This window comes from Nocardia sp. MDA0666 (assembly GCF_003023875.1).
In the GTDB taxonomy this organism is placed as follows: domain Bacteria; phylum Actinomycetota; class Actinomycetes; order Mycobacteriales; family Mycobacteriaceae; genus Nocardia; species Nocardia aobensis.
The window spans coordinates 148,295-170,943 of sequence record NZ_PYHT01000014.1; the positions used below are offsets into that span (position 1 = coordinate 148,295).

Annotated in this window: 21 protein-coding genes and 1 pseudogene; 6 read left to right on the plus strand and 16 right to left on the minus strand. The window is 68.2% G+C overall.

All coding sequences use genetic code 11. The features are described from left to right. Window positions 1–74: 74 nt before the first annotated feature. Window positions 75–509, minus strand: a complete 435-nt coding sequence (locus C8258_RS20470) for a DoxX family protein (protein WP_106956578.1) — start codon at window positions 507–509, stop codon at window positions 75–77. A gap of 306 nt (window positions 510–815) precedes the next feature. Here C8258_RS20470 and abc-f point away from each other — a divergent pair, with 306 nt between their 5' ends. After that, window positions 816–2,474 carry a ribosomal protection-like ABC-F family protein gene (gene abc-f / locus C8258_RS20475; RefSeq protein ID WP_106956579.1) on the plus strand — a complete coding sequence of 553 codons (1,659 nt, stop codon included), beginning with the start codon at window positions 816–818 and terminating at the stop codon, window positions 2,472–2,474. A gap of 78 nt (window positions 2,475–2,552) precedes the next feature. Here the strand turns inward: abc-f and C8258_RS20480 are convergent, their stop codons facing one another. After that, window positions 2,553–2,987, minus strand: a complete 435-nt coding sequence (locus C8258_RS20480; protein WP_146098785.1) for a protease inhibitor I42 family protein — start codon at window positions 2,985–2,987, stop codon at window positions 2,553–2,555. A gap of 47 nt (window positions 2,988–3,034) precedes the next feature. Then, window positions 3,035–3,841, minus strand: a complete 807-nt coding sequence (locus C8258_RS20485; protein ID WP_106956580.1) for an SAM-dependent methyltransferase — start codon at window positions 3,839–3,841, stop codon at window positions 3,035–3,037. A gap of 116 nt (window positions 3,842–3,957) precedes the next feature. Here C8258_RS20485 and C8258_RS20490 point away from each other — a divergent pair, with 116 nt between their 5' ends. Next, window positions 3,958–6,126: a bifunctional diguanylate cyclase/phosphodiesterase gene (locus C8258_RS20490; RefSeq protein ID WP_063820357.1), complete on the plus strand. Its 2,169-nt coding sequence runs from the start codon at window positions 3,958–3,960 to the stop codon at window positions 6,124–6,126. A gap of 66 nt (window positions 6,127–6,192) precedes the next feature. Here the strand turns inward: C8258_RS20490 and C8258_RS20495 are convergent, their stop codons facing one another. Next, window positions 6,193–7,806, minus strand: coding sequence for an MFS transporter (locus C8258_RS20495; RefSeq protein WP_106956581.1), 1,614 nt, complete (start codon window positions 7,804–7,806; stop codon window positions 6,193–6,195). A gap of 409 nt (window positions 7,807–8,215) precedes the next feature. On the opposite strand from C8258_RS20495, the pseudogene C8258_RS20500 reads away from it, so the two are divergent. Together C8258_RS20500 and C8258_RS20505 are read left to right on the plus strand one after the other, a co-directional pair. Then, window positions 8,216–8,305 (plus strand): annotated as a pseudogene (locus tag C8258_RS20500) (SDR family mycofactocin-dependent oxidoreductase); the annotation flags it as partial. 24 nt (window positions 8,306–8,329) lie between these two features. Further along, the gene (locus C8258_RS20505; protein ID WP_106956582.1) at window positions 8,330–8,530 is read left to right on the plus strand and encodes a ferredoxin; all 201 of its coding nucleotides are present in this window, start codon (window positions 8,330–8,332) and stop codon (window positions 8,528–8,530) included. Here the strand turns inward: C8258_RS20505 and C8258_RS20510 are convergent. Continuing rightward, window positions 8,527–8,862 (minus strand): MerR family transcriptional regulator, encoded by a 336-nt coding sequence (locus tag C8258_RS20510; RefSeq protein ID WP_036500823.1) that lies wholly within the window; start codon window positions 8,860–8,862, stop codon window positions 8,527–8,529. The two genes, C8258_RS20505 and C8258_RS20510, sit on opposite strands and share 4 nt — an antisense overlap. 63 nt (window positions 8,863–8,925) lie before the next feature. Between C8258_RS20510 and C8258_RS20515 the strand changes: the two genes are divergently transcribed. Next, complete coding sequence (locus tag C8258_RS20515) at window positions 8,926–10,089, plus strand: MFS transporter (protein ID WP_106956583.1); 1,164 nt, start codon at window positions 8,926–8,928, stop codon at window positions 10,087–10,089. Between the two features lie 25 nt (window positions 10,090–10,114). Here the strand turns inward: C8258_RS20515 and C8258_RS20520 are convergent, their stop codons facing one another. From C8258_RS20520 to C8258_RS20530, 3 genes are all read right to left on the minus strand, one after another. Continuing rightward, entirely contained in the window at window positions 10,115–10,612 is a 498-nt protein-coding gene (locus C8258_RS20520; RefSeq protein WP_369974783.1) for a DoxX family protein, read from the minus strand. 212 nt (window positions 10,613–10,824) lie between these two features. Next, window positions 10,825–11,886: an alpha/beta hydrolase family protein gene (locus tag C8258_RS20525; protein ID WP_106956584.1), complete on the minus strand. Its 1,062-nt coding sequence runs from the start codon at window positions 11,884–11,886 to the stop codon at window positions 10,825–10,827. 205 nt (window positions 11,887–12,091) lie between these two features. Then, window positions 12,092–13,321 carry an FAD-dependent monooxygenase gene (locus C8258_RS20530; RefSeq protein ID WP_106956585.1) on the minus strand — a complete coding sequence of 410 codons (1,230 nt, stop codon included), beginning with the start codon at window positions 13,319–13,321 and terminating at the stop codon, window positions 12,092–12,094. A gap of 73 nt (window positions 13,322–13,394) precedes the next feature. On the opposite strand from C8258_RS20530, the gene C8258_RS20535 reads away from it, so the two are divergent. Continuing rightward, window positions 13,395–14,003 carry a TetR/AcrR family transcriptional regulator gene (locus tag C8258_RS20535; protein WP_106956586.1) on the plus strand — a complete coding sequence of 203 codons (609 nt, stop codon included), beginning with the start codon at window positions 13,395–13,397 and terminating at the stop codon, window positions 14,001–14,003. 199 nt (window positions 14,004–14,202) lie between these two features. On the opposite strand, the gene C8258_RS32350 is transcribed toward C8258_RS20535, so the two are convergent. The 8 genes from C8258_RS32350 to xerD form a co-directional block, all read right to left on the minus strand. Next, window positions 14,203–14,652 (minus strand): hypothetical protein, encoded by a 450-nt coding sequence (locus C8258_RS32350; RefSeq protein ID WP_146161288.1) that lies wholly within the window; start codon window positions 14,650–14,652, stop codon window positions 14,203–14,205. A gap of 5 nt (window positions 14,653–14,657) precedes the next feature. After that, complete coding sequence (der, locus tag C8258_RS20540) at window positions 14,658–16,100, minus strand: ribosome biogenesis GTPase Der (protein ID WP_106956587.1); 1,443 nt, start codon at window positions 16,098–16,100, stop codon at window positions 14,658–14,660. Beyond that, window positions 16,097–16,765 (minus strand): (d)CMP kinase, encoded by a 669-nt coding sequence (gene cmk, locus C8258_RS20545; protein ID WP_233225224.1) that lies wholly within the window; start codon window positions 16,763–16,765, stop codon window positions 16,097–16,099. Before cmk ends, der begins: the two co-directional genes overlap by 4 nt. Window positions 16,766–16,863: 98 nt before the next feature. Beyond that, window positions 16,864–17,673 carry a pseudouridine synthase gene (locus C8258_RS33685; protein ID WP_369974784.1) on the minus strand — a complete coding sequence of 270 codons (810 nt, stop codon included), beginning with the start codon at window positions 17,671–17,673 and terminating at the stop codon, window positions 16,864–16,866. A 755-nt stretch (window positions 17,674–18,428) separates the two neighbouring features. Next, the gene (gene scpB / locus C8258_RS20555; protein WP_233225225.1) at window positions 18,429–19,034 is read right to left on the minus strand and encodes an SMC-Scp complex subunit ScpB; all 606 of its coding nucleotides are present in this window, start codon (window positions 19,032–19,034) and stop codon (window positions 18,429–18,431) included. 443 nt (window positions 19,035–19,477) lie between these two features. Beyond that, window positions 19,478–20,350: a ScpA family protein gene (locus C8258_RS20560; protein ID WP_063066521.1), complete on the minus strand. Its 873-nt coding sequence runs from the start codon at window positions 20,348–20,350 to the stop codon at window positions 19,478–19,480. Next, a complete protein-coding gene (locus tag C8258_RS20565; RefSeq protein WP_083870734.1) occupies window positions 20,347–21,318 on the minus strand; it encodes a ParA family protein in 972 nt (323 codons plus the stop codon). The genes C8258_RS20560 and C8258_RS20565 overlap by 4 nt, the downstream gene beginning before the upstream one ends. Window positions 21,319–21,616: 298 nt before the next feature. After that, window positions 21,617–22,549, minus strand: coding sequence for a site-specific tyrosine recombinase XerD (xerD, locus tag C8258_RS20570; protein WP_106956617.1), 933 nt, complete (start codon window positions 22,547–22,549; stop codon window positions 21,617–21,619). Window positions 22,550–22,649: the final 100 nt, after the last annotated feature.

Below are 22,649 nucleotides of genomic sequence, written 5' to 3' on the forward strand. Positions count from 1 at the left end.
TCGGCACACTGTCGACACTATCGGTTCTCCGGATGGCCGAGCGGACTCCGGGCGCGACCACCGGCCGGGAACGATCAGAACGCCGCCGCGACGGCAGCGGCGATGAACACCACCTGCACGGCCGTGCGCAACGGCAGCGGCATGGTCTTGATCCCCAGATCGGCCCGGGCGGCCCGCACATTCGCCGGGAACATCGCGATCAGCAGCACGACCAGACCGGCGGCGGCGACGGGCGCGACCTGCGGTATCAGCAGTCCGACCGCGCCCGCTGCCTCGAGCACACCGGTCAGCGTCACCAGCGCGGCGGCCGACGGCAGCCCGGGCGGGACCATCGCGATCAGCGCGTCGCGCCGCGGCTGCTGGAAGTGCGCCGACGCGGTCAGCAAGAACATCGCGGCCAGTCCGACGCGCAGGGCGTGCGGCCACGAATCGAGCCAGTCGGCGAGGTCGATCGCACCGGCGAGCCGGGCCAGCGCGGTGACGACGGCGAGTACGACGAGCGGGGCCATGAGACACCCTCCAGATCGGTCCATCTTGACACTGTCAAGATTAAAGCTGTCGCGGCGACCTGTCAACGGACCAGGGCAATCCGACCTCGCCTTTTCCGCGAGATACGGTCCGGCTGTTATCGTCGGGCGGAGTCGGTAGATCAAGGAGACCAGACATGGTTGGTGAACTCGACATCTCCGGATAGACCCGGAAGTCACGGCCACCGGTAGGCGCACGCGGCGCCGCCGACGTGGCCATGTCGTCGTTCACCCGATCACCTCGTGGCGCGGTCGCACCGTGCCACAACGACTTTCGAGGTCTCACTCATGTCCGATGCCTACATCGTCTGTTCGAATCTGTCGTTCACCTGGCCCGACGACACTCCGGTGTTGCGGGATCTGTCCTTCTCCGTGCCGGGCGGGCGGACCGGCCTGGTCGCACCCAACGGCGCCGGAAAGACCACCCTGCTGCGGCTGATCGCCGGCGAGCTGACCCCCTCGGCGGGCAGCATCACCGTCGACGGCGTCCTCGGATACCTGCCGCAGAATCTGCCGCTGACCGGAGAGCTGACCGTCGCCGAAGTCCTCGGCATCGCACCGGTGCTGGCCGCGCTGGCCGCCGTCGAATCCGGCGACACCGACGAGCGGCACTTCACCACCATCGGCGCCGACTGGGACATCGAGGAACGCACGCGCGCCCAACTCGACCGGCTCGGGCTGGGCGAGCTGCCGTTCGACCGGCGGCTGCACACCCTCAGCGGCGGGCAGATCGTCTCACTCGGACTGGCCGCCCAGCTGCTGCGGCGACCGGACGTGCTGCTGCTCGACGAACCGACCAACAATCTCGACCTGGAGGCCCGTCACCAGCTCTACGACGTGCTCACCGACTGGAACGGCTGCCTGCTGCTGGTCAGCCACGACCGCGCCCTGCTCGACCGCACCGATCGCATCGCCGAACTCCACGACGGCGAAATCCGTTATTACGGTGGTAGTTTCACCGACTACGAACAGGCGGTGCAGGCCGAGCAGGCGGTGGCGGAAAAGAACATCCGCACCGCCGAGCAGGAGGTCAAGCGCGAGAAGCGGGAATTGCAGCAGGCCCGCGAACGCGCCGCGCGCCGGGCGAGCAACGCGCAACGCAATCTCGGCAACGCCGGACTGCCGAAGATCTTCGCCGGCACCATGAAACGCAACGCCCAGCAGTCGGCGGGACGCGCGAACGAAACCCACGGCGCCCGTCTCGACGCCGCGAAGAACCGCCTCGACGAAGCCGGGCGGGCGTTGCGCGAGGAGCAGCGCATCGTGCTGAACCTGCCCGATACCGAGGTCCCGGCCGGGCGCACCCTGTTCGCCGCCGAGCACATCCGGTTCCGCTTCGGCGACCGCGAATTGTTCGCCGGCGAGGGCGCCGATCTGGCCATCCGCGGACCCGAGCGCATCGCCCTGACCGGTCCCAACGGCGCGGGCAAATCCACGCTGCTGCGCATCGTGCACGGCGACCTCACCCCTGACAGCGGGACAGTCACCCGCGCCGACGGTCGCATCGCCTACCTGTCCCAGCGGCTGGACCTGCTCGACCCCGACCGGACCGTGGCGGAGAATCTGGCCGCCGCCGCGCCGCACCTGCCAGCCGCGCAGCGGATGAACCTGTTGGCGCGCTTCCTGTTCCGCGGCTCCCGCGCCCACCTGCCGGTCGGTGTCCTCTCCGGCGGGGAGCGACTGCGGGCCACCCTGGCCTGTGTCCTGTTCGCCGAACCCGCGCCGCAGCTGTTGCTGCTCGACGAACCCACCAACAACCTCGATCTGGTGAGCGTTGGGCAGCTGGTCGGCGCCCTGGAGTCCTATCAGGGCGCGATCGTGGTCGTCAGTCACGACGAACGGTTCCTCGCCGAAGTACGGGTGAGCCGCCGGCTGCGACTCGCGGACGGCCGCCTGCTCGACGACAACGCCACCGCGACACCAGGACCCGAATCGCCTCACTGGTAATACACGGCCGCTACGGCGCCTCCGGACACGCGAACGGCCCGTCCCTTCCGGTGACGGGCCGTATCGATACCGGCGGTATTACCGCACGGTGACGGTCATCGAGAACCGCTGGCCCGGGTTGGCCTGATCCCACGGCCGCACCGACACCAGGCTCAGCCGGGTGCTGCCGGCGCGGGCAGCGGTGAAGGTCCACACACTGGTACCGGGCGCGCCCGGCATCGAGCTGCCCGGCCGGAACACCGGGTCGCCCTCCTGGGCGAGCACCCCGCGGTCGACCTCACCGATCTGCCAGACGTAACCGGTCGTCGGGTTGTCGGGCAGGGCCACCGCCAGTTCCTGACCGACGTCGAGGGTCGTGGTCCCGCCGTCGCCGTCGGTACCGACGATGATCGGCTCCGATACCGCCTGCACGGCACCGGGCACCGCGGGAATCGGGTCGGCCCCGGCAACCGCATTCGCCCCACCGGCCGTCAGCGCCAGACCGAACACAACCATCAGCAAAGGTGTACGCACCGCATTCCTTCCATATTCAAACGGGCGTCCACACCCTACAGTCGTGCTCAGCTCAGCAACGCCAAACCGCCATAGGCACCGGAGAATTCGGGATGCTCCCCCACGTCGGCCGGATTGTCCGGCCGCCACAACGGCAGATGCACCAGTCCTGGTTCCAGCAACGGCCAGTCGTGGAAGAATCCCGCGATATGGTTTCTGTCGCGCAGCACGATCTCGGTCGAGGTGCGCCCCGAGAGCTTCTGCGCCTCCAGCACTTCGACCGGCTGCCCGTCGGCGGTGGCATGGGTGATCGCCAGATAGCTGCCCGGGGCGACGGCCTGCTGCAGCCGTGCCACACATCCCGCCGGATCGGCCTCGTCCGGGACGAAATGCAGCACTCCCAAAAGCAATACGGCGATCGGCCGGTCGAAGTCCAGCACCTCCCGCACCAGCGGATCGTTCAGGATCGTGTCCGGCTCGGCGACATCGGCCTGCACGACCGCCGCATGCGGGTTGCCGTTCAGAATCGCCCGGCTGTGCGCCACCGCCACCGGGTCGATATCGACGTAGACGACCCGCGCCTGCGGATTGCGCGCCTGCGCCACCTCGTGCACATTGCCGACGGTCGGAATGCCCGAGCCCAGATCCAGGAATTGCGTGATACCGGCGTCGACCAGATGACGCACGCAGCGACGCAACAGATCTCGGTTGGCGCGCATGGTTTCGGCGACATTCGGAGTGAACGATTCGATCTGGCGTGCCAGTGTGCGATCGATCTCGAAATTGTGCATCCCGCCGACGAAATAGTCGTACACCCGGGATGCGCTGGGCCGATCCAGGTCGATGCCTTCCGGCGCCCAACTAGGTCTGGTCATCGCAACCTCTCTGGAACTGAACCCCGCCGGAAGGCGAAGCCACGCAATCGTATTCGACACACGTGCGAAACTCCCGCGGTTCACATGAAGTCCACGCCCCGGCTACCATCATCGACATGGCGTGGGATGGGTCCGAACACGACGGTCCGCACGCCGACCTGGCGCACCGATGGGCAGCGGCGCTCGGCGGCGGGGTCCGCGATCACGTCGTACCCATGAGCGTTTCCGAGGCCCACCAGTTGCTGCTCACCCTCGCCCGGGGGTTGACCGACGCCGCCGACTCCGGCGGTACCGCGCGGGTCGCCGAACTGGGCGGCGATCTGGCCCGCGCTCATTTCGTCGGCGACGAAGTTCTCGGCCGCACCATGACGGTGCTGGCCACCTACTTCGCCGAACTCGACATCGGCTCCGGACGGGCCGCGGAACTGATCGGCGCGTTCGCCGGCGGTTACGTTCGAGCGTTCCGGGCATGGCTGCTCAGCGAACAGGAAAGTGTGCGCACCGCCGATATCGCGGCGCGCAGTGTGGTGGAGGAACAGTTGCGTGCCAGTGAGGCCCGATTGCGGGCCGTGTTCTCCCAGGCCGGGATCGGCACGGGGCTGTCGGATATGACCGGCCGGATCATCGAGGTCAACAACGCGTTCGCCGCCATGCTCGGCTACGAACCGGAACAGATGTACGAACTCGAGGTCACCGACCTCACCCATCCCGACGATCCGCCGGGCATGTGGGAGCTGTACGCGGGGGTGCTGCGCGGGGATCACGAACATGCGCAGATGGAGAAGGCCTATCGCCATCGCGACGGGCACACCGTGTGGACCAATATCAACGTCTCGCTGATCCGTGACGATCACGGCCGGCCGCAGTACACGCTGGTGCTGGTCGAGGACATCTCCGAACAGCGCGAGCTGCGCGAGCGGCTCAGCTACCGCGCCCATCACGATCCGCTCACCGGGCTGGCCAACCGGTCCCGGTTCTTCGACGCCCTCACCGAAGCCTTCGCCGACCCGGACGCGCGGGTCGGCCTGTGCTACGTCGACCTCGACCATTTCAAGGCCGTCAACGACACCTTCGGCCATTCCATCGGCGACGAACTGCTCACCCGTGCGGCGGCCCGGCTGTGCGCGTGCGCGGTCGGGGAGAACAATCTGGTGGCCCGCATGGGCGGCGACGAATTCGTCATCCTGGTGCCCCGCACCCGACGCCGGCGCGAACTGATCGATCTGGCCCGCACGGTGCTCGACGCGTTCACCGTGCCGTTCGACATCGACGGGCACCGGTTGCGGATCGGGGTCAGTATCGGCGTCATCTCCGAACAGGCCGCCGAAACCACCACCGAAGAGCTGCTGCAGGCCGCCGATTCGACCATGTACTGGGCCAAGACCGACGGCCGCGGCCGCTACGCGGTCTTCGACCCCAGCCGGCGCCGCCGGGAGCACACCCGCGCCGAACTGCTCGCCGATCTCCCGGGCGCGCTGGCCCGCGGCGAATTCTTCCTCGACTACCAGCCGATCGTCGATCTCGGCGACCATCGGCCGGTCGCGGTGGAGGCGCTGGTGCGCTGGCACCATCCCCAGCTGGGAATTCTCAGCCCCGCCCGGTTCATCGACCTGGCCGAGGGCGGCGGCCACATCATCGCGCTCGGCACGGTGGTGCTGGAGCAGGCGTGCCGGGAGGGCCGGCGCTGGTGCGACCGCTTCGGCGACAAGGCGCCGGTGGTCAGCGTGAACGTCTCGGCGGAGGAGGTCGCCGATCCGGCCTGGCTCGAGCGGGTGCAGAAGATCGTGGCCGATACCGGAATCCCGCCGGACCGGCTGCAATTGGAACTGACCGAGCGCACCTTCATGCATGCGATCGGGCGGCCGCTGCAGGCGCTGCACACCCTCGCCGAATCCGGAATCCGCATCGCCATCGATGATTTCGGCACCGGCTATTCCAATCTCGCCTATTTGGGCCAGCTTCCGCTGCACGTGGTGAAACTGGCCGGGCCGTTCATCCATCGCATCCGCAATGCCGGTACGGTCGGCCGCAGCGATCTGCTGATCCTGGAGACGATCATCGACCTCAGCCACGATCTGGGCCTGAGCGTGACCGCCGAATGTGTGGAGACCCGGCATCAGGCCGATCGGCTGCTCGGACTGCAGTGCGATACCGCCCAGGGCTGGTACTTCCACCATCCGGTGCACGCCGACGTGATCGCGGATCTGCTCGCCCGCGAACTCGTCGAGCCGGGGTCGCTGCCGCTCGAACTGCCTGGCTCGCTGCCCAATCCGCACGGCCGCTGAGCATGACCCACGCGGGCGGTGCGGTGGCCGTCGCCGGTCACCGCACCGCCCGCGTTCAGCCCGGAATCAGTACGCGGTACCACCGGTGGCCGCGCTGCGACCGTGCTTCATGAACACGACACCCACGAGCGCGATCGCCGCGGACACGGCCACGAAGTAGAAGCCCAGCTCGTATCCGCGGTCGGCGAACAACAGCGGAATATCCTTGGTGGCCACATGATTTCCCGCCACCGAGATATCGGCACGCACCGGATTGGCGTTGAGGAAGGCGGTCGCCACCGCGATGCCGATCGCGGCGCCCATCGACTGCATCACCCCGAGCATGCCCGCGCTGATGCCCTGCTGTTCGGCCGGGACGCCCTCCACGATGAGGTTCGGCGTCGAGGCGTAGTACAGGCCGAAGGCGAGGCCGTACACGGCGCTGATCAGCGCGATCACACTCCAGCCGTGATCGAGGACCGCATAGGCCAGCCCGCTGAGCACCATCACCACCAGCGCCGACATCAGCGGCATCCGGGCGCCGGAGCGGCGAATCCAGAAGCCGCCGATCAGGCCGGCGATCATGCCGATCACCGCCTGCGCCAGCGCCACGTGCACCGCATATCCGAGCAGCGTCAGATTGTCGCCGTAGGTGTAGCCCGGATTCAGGCTCACCTGCACGGCTTGCGCCGGCAACATCTGCCCGGTCTGCGCGTGGATCTCGGCGAGCGTGCCTTGGACGATCCCGGCGGTGACATCCGCGGCGGGCGGAGACTGGGTCATGTACCCCACCGCATAGCCCTGGTAACCGATCGTGAACGACGCCAGCAGCGAGACGAACAGCACCACGCTCACTCGCGGATGGAACAGCAGCTTCATATCCATGATCGGTTGCCGCACACGCATTTCCACAATCGGGAAAGCGGCGAGCAGCACGAGCCCGACGACGAGCCAGGCCAGCGTCGACGGCTTCGACCAGCCCCAATCCTGCCCCTTGTCGAGGTAGATCAGCGTCAGCACCGCACCCGCGGCCAGCAGCACCGCGCCGATCACATCCAGTCGCTGCGGCGTGCGCAGCCGCGACTCCGGCACGATCAGCGCGACCAGCGGCAGCATGATCACGGTGAAGACGAACAGGAACCAGAAGATCGCCCGCCAGCTGTGGTGGTCGACGATGTAGCCGCCGATCAGCGGTCCGGCCACGGCCGAAACGCCCAGGCCGGTGGAGGCGACACCCAGCCCGATCGGCACATATTTGCGCGGCATGAGGTCGCGGATCAGGCCGTAGGAGATCACCGCGGTGGCGATCGCGGTGGCCTGCAGACCCCGGCCGAGCAGGAAGAGCATCCAGTTGCTGGTGATCGCGCACAGCGCGCAGCCGATCAGGAACAGCACCCCGCAGAGCATGAACATCCGCTTCTTGCCCCAGATGTCGCTCATCTTGCCGACGAGCGGTGAGGCCGCGGCGCCGATGACGCCGAAGATGATGATCGCCCAGTTGATGTTCGCGCCCTGGTCGGGAAAGGTCGGCGCGATCTGGCGCAGGGCCGCCGACACCATGACGAATTGCATGGGGGCGACCTCGGTGAACAGCACGATCACCGCGAGCACGGTGAAGATGCGAAGTTTGGACGCACCGTCGAGACGGCCGGTCGTATCGACCGGCTCCGACGGTGTCGTCGCTTCGAGGGAGGTGGACATGTGCCCTCCGGAGTGACAGGTGAACAAGATGGCGTGAACCGTGTCACATTCCGGGTGGTCCGAATATCACCGAACCCGCTCAGTGGGACCGAACTCGCGCATCTCGACGCCGTACGACACCGCGGCAGTGCACAATGCTCTGATGCTCGATGTGTACTACGGCTTGTTCCTGCTCTTGTTCGAAGGAGAGCGGCTGAGCCACATCTTCGGAGTAGCGCTCGACTCCGGAAATCTGTGCGGGTGAGAGGGTTCGACCACCGCGCCGTGGCACCGGGCGGCCCTCACTCGCCGGCGGGCTTCGCTGCCGGCAGCTCCAGAATGTCGAGATAGTGCTCGATGAGAGCCGGCAGCTCCGCATGCCCCAGTGAGAAGCCGAAGTTGTTCTCCATCAGCAGGATTCGCGGCAGGCTCGACAGCGGTGCTGTTCCTGGCCACGGATGAGGCCCGCTACATCACCGGTCTGCCACTCACCGTCGACGCCGGCAGCACCCTGAAGTAACCGCCCGGTATCGACGCCGCCGAAATGAGCTGGAATACGAAGGTATTCGTCGATTCCGACCGCTGCGGCGGTCACGGCGTGTGTACGTCGCCGGGCCCCAGATCTTCTCCCCTGAACGACGACGGCTACGCCGAGGTGCGGCGGCCGGACGCACCGGCGGAATTCGAGGACGCGATCAGGGCCGCCGCGCAGGTGTGCCCGGAGTGGGTGATCGAGGCGCGCTAGGTGGTCGCGAGCAGGTCGTCCAGCAGCGACCGGGTGTGGACGAGTCGGTCGATATCACCGGTGATCCGGCGACGCTCCACCTCCAGTCGTTCGCGGCAGCCGTCCAGCAGCAGGGAATCGCCGGACAGACACGAGAGGATTTCGCCGATGAGATCCATGTGCAGGCCGGCCGCGAGCAGGGTGCGGATGTGCGCCACCGTGCGGATGTCGGAGTCACCGAAGACGCGGTATCCGGTGGCGGTTCGCTCCGGCTTCAGCACACCTCGTTCCTCGTAGTAGCGCAGTGCGCGCACACTCACCCCGGTTCGCTCGGCCAACTCTCCGATCTTCACCCAGCGCTCCGTTCACTGTGCGGACTTGACTCTCACGTCGACGTGAGAGTTTAGCGTCCCAGCATGCTTCGACTCGGCATCCTCATATTCTGCGTATTCAGCGTCACCACCGGCGAATTCGTCGTCGCCGGCATCCTGCCCGAGGTCGCCGCCGATCTCGGCGTCACCGTCGGCGCCGCCGGCCTGCTGGTCACCGCGTACGCGGTCGGCATGATCGTCGGCGGTCCGCTCCTCACCGCGGTGACGGCCGGCATCGACCGGAAACGGTTGATGGTGGCATTGCTGACCGTCGCGGTCGTCGGCAACACGGTCTCCGCTCTCGCACCCGACTTCCGATTGCTGCTGGCGGCCCGGTTGCTCACCGCACTGGTGACCTCGACGTTCTTCGCCCAGGCCGTTGTGATCGCGGTGCAGTCCGCTGCGCCCGAACGCGCCGGAACCATGGTGGCGCGGTTGGCATTCGGCATGAACCTGGCGATGATCCTCGGCGCCCCGATCGGCACCCGAATCGGCAGTCAGTGGGGGTGGCGGGCGACCTTCGCCACGATCGCGGTCGCATGCCTGATCGGACTGGTGTCGATCGCCCGGACATTCACCTCCGCGGCCGCAGCGGAACGGACCTCAGCCGTCGCCGAATTGCGGGTCCTGCGGCGGGGGCCGGTGCTGGTGGCGCTGGCGATCACCGCGGTCGGCAACGCCGGAGCGCTGACGGTGTTCAGCTACCTCGCCCCGCTGCTCACGAACCTGGGCGGCCATCCCGCCGGACGCTTGCCACTGCTGCTGCTCGCCTACGGTGTCGGCGCGACCATCGGCAACCTCGTCGGCGGCACACTCTACGACCGCAACCCCCGGTTCGCCCAGCCCGCGCTGCTCGGGTTATTGGCCGTGACCTTCGTGGCAGCGTGGTTCGTCGCGACCGTCACCGCGCTCACCGTGGTCGCGGTGGTGGCGATCGGCCTGCTCGGCTTCGCCGTCATCCCCGGCATGCAGGCGCGCGTGCTGCGAACCGCCGCCGCGGCCCCCACCCTGGCCATGGCCGTCAACGCCTCCGGCTACCAGCTCGCCGCCGCCACTGCGGGCCTCGTCGGCGGACTGATCGCCGACTCCCCCGCAGGCCCCCGCCCGCTCTACCTGGTCGCAGCCGGCCTTACTGCCTGCGGCCTGCTCATGACCGTCACTGCCACCCGCGCGTCCCACCCCGAAGACGCGGCCGTGATGGCGGAGTGACCGCGCCGCCGTGCCTGCCCATGGACTACCCGTCGGTGGAGCTGCCGGACGTTGCCCGTTCGCGCTGTGTGATCACCGCGTCCAGCGACCAGCCGCCGGGGCCGACCCACAGCAGGAAGATCAATCCGAGCAGCATCGCGATATCGGTGCGGGCATCGTGGGCCATTCCCCAGAAACCTTGCACGCCACCGAATCCGCCGGGGCGCAGCTCACGCACTTTGGTCAGCACGATCGCCAGGCCGATGTCGATCAGCAGCGGCACCGCCGCCAGTCTGGTCAGCAGACCGAGCAGGATCAGGGCGCCGCAGACGATTTCGACGACACCGTCCAGGTCGGCGAAGAACGTCGGCGCCGGTATCCCGATCTTGTCGAAGCGACCCGGCCCCAGCGCATGCGGGTAGACGAACTTCTGAATCCCCTCGCTGAGAAATACCAGCCCCACAGCCAACCGGATACAGATCACCGCCGGCGGGCCACCGGGGCCCAGTATCGTCGACCACGACCACCGCTGCCTGTCCGCCATGGGCCTTCGCCTCCCGACATCGCCACCTGGTACAGCATCCGACCATACGGCGAGGCAATGTCCCGGGCGGTGGATACGGCTCTGCCATTCCACGCGATTCCCTCGCTGACGAAGAAGACCCGGTGGCGTGCCGCACGAGCGACACGCCACCGGGTGGCGGTCCCGACCGGACCGCCGACGATCCGCAGAGGGGAAACGCCGGCGAATCCGCGTCAGCCGATGTTCGCCGACAAATCCGGAGCCATCCGGTACACCTCGTCACGCCAGTTGTTCCAGGCGTGGATGCCCGCGGCCGGGAAGTCGTAGGCGATGTTCTGCGCGCCCAGGGATGCCATCCGCACCTGGAACGCACGGGTGTTCACCAGCGCCAGGGCCTCGAGTCCCATGCCGTTGACGGTGCCCATATTCGGTCCGTCGGTGGCAGTGGGGATGCCGCTGCCGGCCGAGATCCACAGCCGCGTGTTGTTCTGAATCAGCCTGGGCGCGAAGACGAACGGGTCCATCCGCAGCCATTGCGGGCCCCACGGCGGAGCCATCGCATCGACGTTGTAACCGCCGGCATCGAGCATCGCGACGCGGATCGCCTCGCGCATACCCGGCGCCGAGATGTTGAGGTACCCGGAGAAGGAGCCGGCGAAGCTGAACTGGTCGGGATGGTAGGCGGCCAGGGTCAGCGCGGCACTACCGCCCATCGAGAGGCCGAAGACGCCGTTGCGGTCGGCCCGGAATCCCAGGCGGTCACGCAGCGCACCGCGCAGATTCTGTGTCAGGAAGGTCTCCCACTTGTAGGTGTAGGACTTACCCGGCCCGGCCGAAAACGCCTGCAGCGCACCGGATCCCGATGTCGAACCGGACGAGGAACCCGAGCCCGGCGCGACGCCGAGGAAGCTCGACGGCGCGTTCCAGTCGGCGTAGAAGCTGGACTGACCGCCGACCGGCATCACCACGTTGATATTCCATGAGGTCAGCAGGCGGGCGACATCGGTCTCGATCTCCCAGCCGTTGAGGTCTTCGCGAGCGCGCATACCGTCGAGGGCGTAGACGACGCGGTCGGTATTGCCGTCGGCGGCGCGGAAGACGCGTGATTTGACCGGCCCCATACTCGAATCGACCCAGAAGTCGAAGCCCGAGGGATCGAAGGCCGCCGCGGCCCGCGGGAGCTGGCCCGATACCGCCGCGGTCAGCGGTACGAACAGAGCCAGGGCCAGGGCGAGCAGAGTCCGCCCCGGCGTCGCACCGGAGCGGCCGGATCTCTGCCGACGCAATCTTCGCATGTCACAGCAACCTTTCGTGATCGAACGCCGCAGGCCGTGCCCCCGCCCGGCCGCGACGGTGCCCAGTGCCGCCGCCCCGACCCCCTGCCTCGCCGGGGTCCGCCGCACTGCGCGTGTCACGCCCGTATCGACCCCCCGTTCGGCACCGTTACTGAAATGTGATGTTTATTTCCGACCGATCGGTTTCGCATAACAGACATGACGGTCACGCGGCGGAGGTGTCCGGCGTCCGCGTTTCCGGATCGTCCAGCGAGATCGTGCGCGCGACCTTCTGCGGTGCCCCGCCGATCAGTCCGCGCCACGGCAGGTAACGCAGCATCCGCACGTTGAGGTTGCGGAACCCGATCATCGCCTTGCTGCTGGGCGCATACCACGCGCCGACACCCGCGGCGAACTTCTGACAGGCGTCGACCATCGGTCGCATCCGTTCCTCGTAGCGCGCGAACGCCGCCCGATGATCATCACGAGCCGCGGCCAGTTCGGCGGCCAGCACATAGGCGCCGACCAGCGACAGATCCGCACCCTGCCCCGACAGCGGCGACGCGCAGTAGCCCGCGTCGCCGACCAGCGCGACCCGGCCCGACGACCACGTCTGCATCCGGATCTGAGCCATCGCATCGAAGTAGAAGTCCGGCGCCGCGGGCAGATGCTCGAGCAGCGTCGGCACCTCCCAGCCCTCACCGGCGAAGGTTTCGGAGAGAATCTCGCGCTGACGGGCGTTGTCGCGGTAGTCGTAGTCGAGCCGGTCCGAGGCCCACGCGAAGATCGCCTTCGCCTCGGTGTTCGAACGCGCACTGTAGCTGCCGGCGATCTTGCCGGGCGAGTTGTAGTCGAGTTCCCAAGGGTCCAGGTCGAGCACATTGGGGATCGTGTAGATCGAGATGTAGTAACCCATGTGGCGCAAGAACTGCGACTCCGGCCCGAACACCAGGTTGCGAGTGTTCGAATGCACGCCGTCGGCGCCGATCACCAGGTCGAACGTGCGCGGTGCCGCATTCTCGAAGACCACGTGCACGCCGCCCTCGTCCTGCGTGAGCGCGGCGATCGAATCGCCGAACAGATACTCGACGTCGCCGCGCGTCGCCTCGTACAGCACCTCCGCCAGGTCGCCGCGCTGGATTTCGGTATCGCCGTCCGCGCCGACGCCGTTGAAGGTCTCGCTGTCGATACTCGCGCGCACCCGCCCGCCGGCGTCGACGTAGGACGTACCGCGCTTGCCGGTGCTGCGTTCGTGCACCCGGTCCAGCAGACCCATCCGGCGAACCACCTCGGTGGCCGTGCCCAGCACGTCGATGGCCTGACCGCCGGCCCGCAACGCCGGGGCCTTCTCCACGACCGTCGGCGCGAAACCGTACCGGGCCAGCCAGAACGCGAGGGCCGGGCCCGCGATGCTCGCGCCGCTGATCAGGACTGTGGTGTTGCTCGTCTGCTGCATGGCAGAACCGTACAGCGAATTTGCGCAAACGCGCAAGACGTTTGTCTAAGGCGAATGCGCTACTCTGTCGGACATGGGAAATCGCGAGGATCTGCTGGCCGGAGCCCGGCAATGCCTCTTCGACAAGGGATACGACCGGACGACGGTGCGCGATATCGCCACGGCAGCTGGGGTGAGCATGGCCGCGATCGGCTACCACTTCGGATCCAAGGAGGCGTTGCTCGGCGAGGCGCTGGCCCAGGCTACCCGCGACTGGGGAACGGAATTGGCCGGCGCCGTGGCGGATTCACCACCGGCCACATCGCTCTCGGCCGGGCGATTCGAGGCTCGGTGGGACGCGGTGATCGACAGCCTCGCCACCCACCGCGGCCTTTGGTCGGCCACCTTCGACGCCCTCGCCCACCCGGAGATCCGGGACCGGCTCGCCGAGAACCTCGGCGAGGCGCGCTCGGGCCTCGCACGACTGATCGAGGGACTCGACGAACCCACCGAGGAAGCCGCGCGCGCCACACCTCCGGCCACCGATGCCGAAGCGGTCGGCGCGCTGTATCAGGTGCTGCTCACCGGATTGGCGGCGCACCAGCTGATCGACGCGGAAAGCACGCCACGCGGACGTGATCTCGCCCGCGCTATCCGGTTCGTCGCGGACCGGCTCGATGCGGAGGAGTCACCTGGCGCGTGATCAACCGAGCGCTGATGTATTCCCCTGCACCATAGGGTAATTCGAGGCGGCCGACGGATATCCGACTGGCCGCACAGCATCGGATCATCGGCGTCATGCGCCCCACCTCCGCACCCGCACAGCCGACAGGGTGGGCATCGATTCGGTTCTCGAGTCCGAAATGCTCAGCGACCGACGCGAACCCGCATGACCCCGCGGACTACTTGTCCGGGAACCCGGCGGAAAATCCGGCGGCGATGAGTGCGGCGGCGATGACCGACAGGACGGCGATGCTCCACATGGCAAACCTCTTCGATTGTGGGCCAAGCGGATTCACCGTAGCGTGACGCGGTTCACATCGTGACCGAAACGGGCGCATTCGAAAACGCCGGACCGCCTCCCCGAGTCTGCCCCACCCAGAGCGCAACTCGCCGCACCTCACCGGCAGGTAAGGAGCGCGATGCGATGGACCGACCCGGTCGATGCCTTCTTGTGAAAGTCGCCGCCGTGGCGAAGCAGGGCTTGCCCCGACATTCTGCACATACATGTTGAAATGCGCATATGTCCGTGAGGCAATGAAGGATGCCCAGTCCAGATAGGCACGGCGAACTTCCATCGACACGACCGGCAGAATGTCCGGTGCGGACGGAAAACCCACCCGCACCGGCACTTCCACTACTTCTTCGAACGATCCCGCTTCTCCCGCACACGCACCGAGATGCGTACCGGGGAACCGTCGAAACCGAATTCCTCACGCAGGCGGCGCTCCAGGAAACGGCGGTAGCCGGCCTCCAGGAAGCCGGTGGTGAACAGCACGAACGTCGGCGGCCGGGTGGTCGCCTGGGTCGCGAAGAGCACGCGCGGCAAACGCCCGCCCCGCATCGGCGGCGGCGTCGCCGCGATGACCTCCTTGAGCCAGGTGTTGAGCCGGCCCGTAGGAATCCGCTTGTCCCAGGACTCGAGTGCGGTTTCCATCGCCGGAACGAGCTTTTGGACCGCGCGGCCGGTGTGGGCGGAGATGTTCACCCGCTGCGCCCACGGCACCCGCACCAATTCGCGCTCGACCTCACGCTCGAGCTGGTAGCGGCGATCCTCGTCGACCAGATCCCACTTGTTGAACGCGAGCACCAGCGCGCGACCGGCATCGGCGACCATGCCGATGACGCGCAGATCCTGTTCGGTGATCGGTTCGGAGGCATCGATCAGCATGATCGCGACCTCGGCGGCCTCGATGGCGGCCTTGGTGCGCAACGAGGCGTAGAACTCGGTTCCGTCGGCGGTGCCGACCTTGCGGCGCAGACCCGCCGTGTCGACGAAACGCCATGGCTTGCCGCCCAATTCGACCAGCGAGTCGACCGGATCGACCGTCGTTCCGGCGACATCGTGCACCACCGAGCGCTCGTCACCGGACAGCTTGTTCAGCAGGCTGGACTTGCCGACATTCGGCTTGCCGACCAGCGCCACCCGCCGCGGGCCCCCTCCCCCGGAACCCTCGCGCGGAGTCTCCGGCAGCACCGCCAGTACATCGTCGAGCAGATCGCCGGTACCGCGACCGTGCGCCGCCGACACCATCCGCGGCTCCCCCAGACCGAGCGACCACAGCACGGCCGCATCGGCCTCGGCCTTCTCGCCGTCGACCTTGTTGGCGACCAGGATCACCGGAGTCTTGGAGCGCCGCAACGCCTTCACCGCCGCTTCGTCGGTCGCGGTCGCACCGACGGTGGCGTCCACGACCAGCAGGATCGCATCGGCGGTCTGCATCGCCAGTTCGGCCTGCCGGGCCACCGCCTGCTGCAGCCCCTTGGCGTCGGGCTCCCAGCCGCCGGTGTCCTGCACCAGGAATCGGCGGCCGGCCCAGCTCGCCTCGTACGACACCCGGTCACGGGTGACGCCCGGGATATCCTCCACGACGGCCTCGCGGCGGCCCAGGATCCGGTTCACCAGCGTCGATTTGCCGACATTCGGGCGGCCGACGACGGCCACGGTGGGCATCGGCACATGCTCGTGCGCGTCCGTGTCGCCCTCGAAATCGGCGATCTCCCACTCGGTTTCGTCGGTCCAGATACCGTCGCCGGCGAGGGTGTCGGAGTTCGAACTCGGTGTCACACTCGGGCTCATCTACGCTCTCCCACCGTAATCTGCTGCGCCACAACCCGGTACAGCTCGTCGATGACCTGGTCCATGCTCAGCTCGCTGGTGTCGACCTGCACCGCGTCCGCGGCCGGGCGCAGCGGCGAGACCGCGCGGGTGGAATCCAGATTGTCGCGGCGCTGCACATCGGCCAGCACCGCCTCAAAATCGTCGCCGCGGCCCTCGGCGATGTTCTGCTGATTGCGCCGCGCGGCGCGGGCCTGCGCCGATGCGGTCAGATAGATCTTGGCATCGGCGTCGGGCAGCACGACCGTGCCGATATCGCGGCCTTCGACCACGATGCGCCCGGCCGCGGCCGCGATCTCGCGCTGCAGCGCGACGAGTTGCGTCCGCACCTCGGCCACGGCGGAGACGGCGGAGACCGCCTTGGTCACCGCGTCGCCGCGAATCTCGGACGAGACGTCCTCACCGTCGAGTTCGATCAGCTCGTGGCCGGGATCGGTGCCGATGGTGAGCGGCAGATCCTTGACCGCGGCCGCGATCTCGGCCGGATCGCTCAGCTCGACACCGCTGCGCAGCACCCGCAGCGTCGCGACGCGGTACATCGCGCCGGTGTCGAGATAGCGTGCGTCGAGCCGCGCCGCGAGCCGGCGCGACACACTCGACTTGCCGGTGCCCGAAGGCCCGTCCATGGCGACGACGAGTTCCGCGCCGGGGATGCCGTCGTCGATGCCGGATTCCACCACGTCACGGCCTCCTCGGATCCGATCGTCCAGCATGTCCACACCACTCACAACTCCACCGCCTCGTACAACTTCCCGATTTCGTCGCGGCCCAGCACTCGCAGGGTGCCCGACCGTTGATCACCCAGCGCGACCGGCCCGATATGCGTGCGAACCAGCGCGATCACCGGATACCCGACCTCCGCGAGCAAGCGCCGCACGATGTGCTTGCGGCCCTCGTGCAGGATCACGCGGACCAGCGTTTTGCCCTCGGCGACCTCGAGCACCTGGAATTTGTCGACCTTCGCCGGGCCGTCCTCGAGTTCGACACCGTCGCGCAGCTGCTTGCCGACGCCGCGCTGCATTTCACCCTGCACCGTCGCGAGATAGGTCTTCGACACCTGGAACGACGGGTGCATCAGCCGATGCGCGAGGTCGCCGTCGTTGGTGAGCAGCAGCAGACCCTCGGTATCGGCGTCGAGGCGGCCGACGTGGAACAGCCGCTGACCGGCCATGACCCGCTCGGCGACGATATCGCCGACACAGGGGCGGCCCATTTCGTCCGACATCGTCGACTGGAAACCCTTGGGCTTGTTCAGCGCCAGATAGACCTGCTCGTCACGAACCACGACGCGGACCCCGTCTACCCGCACCACGGCGGTATCGGGATCGATGCGCAGGCCCTGTTCGCGCACGACGGCACCGTCGACCTCGACGCGGCCCTGTTCGATGAGCTCTTCGGCCGCGCGCCGCGAGGCCACGCCGGCCTTGGCTAGCACCTTCTGCAGGCGTTCGCCCTCACCCCACGGCAACTTCTTCGGACCGGATTGCTCGGCCTCGACATGCTGATGGCGGGCGGGTTTCGCGAAGCTCAGCACGGTCGGCGGAGTCTTGCGCTTCTTCGGCTTCGGGGCGGCCGCACGAGGGCGACCGGCGGCGGCGCCGCGGTCCCGCGATCCGGCGGGCGAATCGCCGCGCGACGGGCGGGCATCGCCGCGGCCGTAGCGCGAGTCACCGGCCGCTTGGCCGCGAGCGGACCGATCGCCTCGGCCGTAGCCACCTTCGGGCCGTGAACCACGTCCGGCGCTGTCGCCGCTGCGGCCGTAGCTCTCGCCGCCGCGGTTGTAGCGATCGTCTCCGCGGCCGGAGCGGTCACCACCGCGCCCGTAGCTGTCGCCTCCGCGGCCATAACGGTCGTCCCCACGACCGGAGCGATCGCCACTACGCCCGTGGCTGTCGCCTCCGCGGCCGTATCGATCCTCTCCCCGGCCGGAGCGGTCACCGCCACGCCCGTAACTGTCACCCCCACGGCCGTAACGATCGTCCCCTCGGCCTGGGCGGTCACCACCCCGGCTGAAGCTGTCGCCCCCACGGCCGTAACGGTCGTCCGCACGGCCGGAGCGTGCTCCGCGTGTGTCGCCGCCGCGGCCGTAGCTGTCCTCCCGGCGCCCGTACCGGTCGCCGCGCGATCCGCCGCGTCCGTCGTCGGAGCGGCCGGCCGCCCCTCGTGCCGTGCGTCCGCCGCCGCGGGGCGGGTCACTCTGTCTTTTCCTGCGGTCCGGTGTGCCATCTCGGCGAGCGGGTGTATTCACGTGGTCCTCTGATCAGTCGACAGGATCCGCTGCGGATCCGGTCAATCCTCGGTGCCGAGATCGATATCCGATTCGGCGGGTTTCTTCAGCTTGGTGTACCGGGGGTCGGTATCCAGGCTCTCGTTGATCTCGTCGATCAGGTCGACGCCCGGTAGCAGGGGCGCCAGCGACGGGAGTTCCGCCAGCGACGCGAGCCCGATCCGTTCCAGGAACAGTTCGGTGGTGACGTAGAGGGTGCCGTTGGTGTCGACGTCGGCGCCCGCCTCGGCGATCAGTCCCCGCGCCACCAGGGTGCGGATCACGCCGTCGACGTTCACCCCGCGCACGGCACTCACTCGTGCTCGCGTAACCGGTTGACGATAGGCGATAACCGCCAACGTTTCCAAAGCGGCCCTGGTGAGCTTGGACCGCGCCCCGTCCAACAGCATACGTTCGACGTAGGGCGCGTACTCGGTCCGGGTGTACAGACGCCACCCGTCGCCCACGTACCGCAGGTCGATTCCGCTCCCCCGCGCAGTCCATTCCGCCGACATCTCCCGCAAAACCTGCTCGACCCGAGCGGGTGCGTCGTCGACCGCCGCCGCGAGCAGTTCCACCGGCGCCGGCGCATCCACCACCAGCAGCATCGCCTCGAGCGCCGACCGCAATTCCTGATCATCGAGCGGACGGGGAACCTCTTCGTCCGCGTCATCCGCCGACGCAGTTCGCGCCGCGCCGGCAGGCTCAGCGTCACCACCGGGCGGTCGAGTCCGCACAGCCCCGGCGACGCCATTCTGCGCAACACCGGAGCGGGCGACGGTCTCCGGCGCCCCATCGACGCCGGCGGGCACCCTCTCGCCGGCACCGGGTCCGACAGCCGCATCCTGAGCAGCATCGTCATCGGCAGGTGCGGCCACCACCGCATCGTCTCCTGCCGGCGCGACCCTCTCAGAATCGGCCCCGGCAGGCGCGACGCCGGTATCGGTCACGGGGTCGTCTGCCCCGGCGACGGCGGCGTCGGCTCGGACCGCCTCCGGCGCACCCGGGGCCCTCACGACGGTCTCGCGGGCGTCGGCCTCCGCGCGATCACTGGGCTGCTCACCGTGCGACATCATCCGTAGTCCTCATCGATTGTCACGGGCTCGGCGGGCGCGCCCTCGGCCTCGTCGCCGATCCAGCGCACCGCCAGCGGGCCGAGCGGGTCGGGTTGGTCGAATTCGATCGTCTTGCCGCGGTACAACTCGAGCAGCGCGAGGAAGCGCGCGACGATCTGGATCGGCATCTCGCAGTCGGCGCACAGGTCGTGGAAGGTCGACCACTCCCCCACCCCGCGCTTCTTCAGCATCTCCAGAACCAGCGCGGCCTGTTCGGCGACGGAGATGGAATGAGCGTGCAGGTGGTCCAGCCCGACCGTCGGCCGCGGCCGGGGCCGGAAGGCGGCCGCGGCGATATCGGCGAAACCCGCCGCGTCGACGCCGAGGCTCACCTCCGGCAGCAGGTCCAGGAAGCGTTCCTCCAGCGACACCGCCCGCGGGTACCGACGCAAGGCGGCGGCCTCGAGTTCACCGAGCAGTTCGGCGACCTGTTTGAACGCCCGGTACTGCAGCAGCCGCGCGAACAGCAGATCGCGCGCTTCCAGCAGTTCCAGGTCGTCGGCATCGGTGACCTCACCGGACGGCAGCAACCGGGCGGCCTTCAGATCGAGCAGGGTCGCGGCGACCACCAGGAATTCGGTGGTCTGATCGAGAATCCGATCCGCCCGCAGCGTCGGATCGCGTTCCAGGCTCGCGGTGAGCTCTTTGGTGTAGGCGATGAACTCGTCGGTGACCTTGTGCAGCGCCACCTCGGTCACATCGAGCCGCCGCTGGCTGATCAGCTGCAACAACAGGTCGAACGGACCCTGAAAATTGCTCAGCCGCAGGTGGAACCCGTCGGGCTTGTTTTCCGGTACGACCTCGGCAGCCGGTGGTCCGGCCTCGCTCACCGGCCCGACCGGTGGATGACTTCCCGTGCCATCGCCCGATACGCTTCCGCGCCACCGGATTTCGGCGCCCAGGTGGTGATCGGCTCACCGGCGACACTGGCATCGGGGAAACGGACGGTCCGGTTGATCACGGTGTCGTACACCAGATCGCCGAACACCTCCACCACCCGGGCCATCACCTGCCGGGAGTGCAGCAAACGCGCATCGAACATGGTGACAACGATGCCCGACAGCGCCAGCCGCGGGTTGAGCCGGTCCCGCACCTTCTCGACGGTGTCGGTGAGCAGCGCCAGCCCGCGCAGCGAGAAGTATTCGCATTCCATCGGGATGATCACGCCGTCGGCGCAGGCCAGCGCGTTGACGGTGAGCAGACCCAGCGACGGCTGGCAGTCGATGAGGATGTAGTCGTAGCGATCGCGCAGCGGGGCCAGCGCGCGGCCGAGGGTCTGTTCCCGGCCGACCTCGTTGACCAGCTGAATTTCGGCCGCCGAGAGATCGATGTTGCTCGGCAGCAGATCCATCCCGTCGACCTTGGTGTTGAGCAGCACGTCGTCGACGCTCGCCCGGCCGCCGACGAGCAGATTGTGCACGGTCTGGTCCAGGTCGTGGTGGGCCACGCCCAGCCCGGCCGACAGCGCGCCCTGCGGGTCGAGGTCGACCAGCAGCACCCGGCGGCCGTATTCGGCCAGCGCCGCACCGAGATTGATGGTGGAGGTGGTCTTGCCGACGCCGCCCTTCTGATTGCACATGGCGACGATCAGGGCGTCACCGTTGCGCGACGACGGGGGTGGTTCGGGAATGTCGCGCAGCGGGCGTCCGGTCGGGCCGAGTTCGGTACCGTCCGCCACGATGTCGTTCGCCTCCCAGAGTCTGCGGGCCGCCTGTTCGATTCGGAGGCCGGTTCGGATATTCGAAAGCGGTTCTGCCGCAGCGCTGTTCGGCGGCTCGGCCGGGCCGGCTGTCGTCATGTCCGCTGCTCCTTCAGTTTTCCTGCTCGTTGCCCCGCCGCGCGCTGCGGAACAGCGGGAGGCCGCCACACCGGACGCCGATGTACCGGACCGCCGCAATAGACGCTACCGCCTCCGAGCGCAAGACCCCCGATCGGACACGCTTGGGGAACGCCCCCGATCGTTGCGCACTTGTGTCATTGCCCGTGCCACAACACCGTGTCCTCACGGCACCAACCGCATTCTGTCGCCTCGAGGGGGTGTTGGGAAACCCTTTGCGGCAATCCGCACCCGATATCGCGCCGCCGCTGCCGGCGCGTTACCGCGCCCGCGGATGCGCGGTGGCCCACACCTCGTGCAGCGTAGTGACCGTGACGAGGGTGTAGATCTGCGTGGTCGTCACCGAGGCGTGCCCCAGCAACTCCTGCACGACCCGCACGTCGGCGCCCCCGTCGAGCAGATGGGTGGCGAACGAGTGCCGCAGCGTATGCGGCGACACCGCGGCGCCGATCCCGGCCCGATCGGCCGCGTCCTGCAGAACCTGCCAGGCACTCTGCCGCGAGAGCCGCCCACCGCGAGCATTGAGGAACAGGGCGGGAGTGCCCTTGCCGCGGGCGCCGAGCGCGGGCCGGCCGCGGACCAGATAGGCGTCGACCGCCGCCAGCGCCGGCCGCCCGATCGGGACCATGCGCTGTTTACCGCCCTTGCCGTGCAGGACGACCGCGCGACCGGTGGTGTCGATATCGTCGACGTCGAGTCCGACCACCTCTGAGATCCGGGCGCCGGTGGAGTACAGCAACTCCAGCATGGCGCGATCCCGCAGCCCGCGCGGCCCGCCTCCGGAACCCGCGTCGTCGCCGCCGCCCGCGGCCTCGAGCAGCCGGGAAATATCTTCGTACGGAAGCGCTTTCGGCAATCGCCGAGCCGGTGTCGGCGGCTTCACCCCGTGCGCGACATCTCCGGTGGTCAATCCCTCGGCGGCCGCGAACCGGTGCAGGCCACGCACCGCGACCAGAGCGCGGGCGGCCGAGCTGGCGGCCAACGCCGGATAGCCCTCGCCACCCGCCCGCAGCGAGACGACGAAATCGGCGATCTGGTTCTCGGTCACCCGGTCCAGATCACCGATATCCCGCTGTCGCAGAAACTCCTGATATCGCTGCAGATCACGGCGGTAGGCGCTGAGCGTATTGCTCGCCGCGCCGCGCTCGACCGTCAGATGGTCGAGGTAGGCCTGGATCTGCCGCTCCACCATGGATTCACCCGGCCGGTAGCAGCGCAACGACCGACGCAGCGGCGGGGACAGCGACATTCACGGTGTCATCATGACAGCAGCCGACGACATTCGTTCGCAC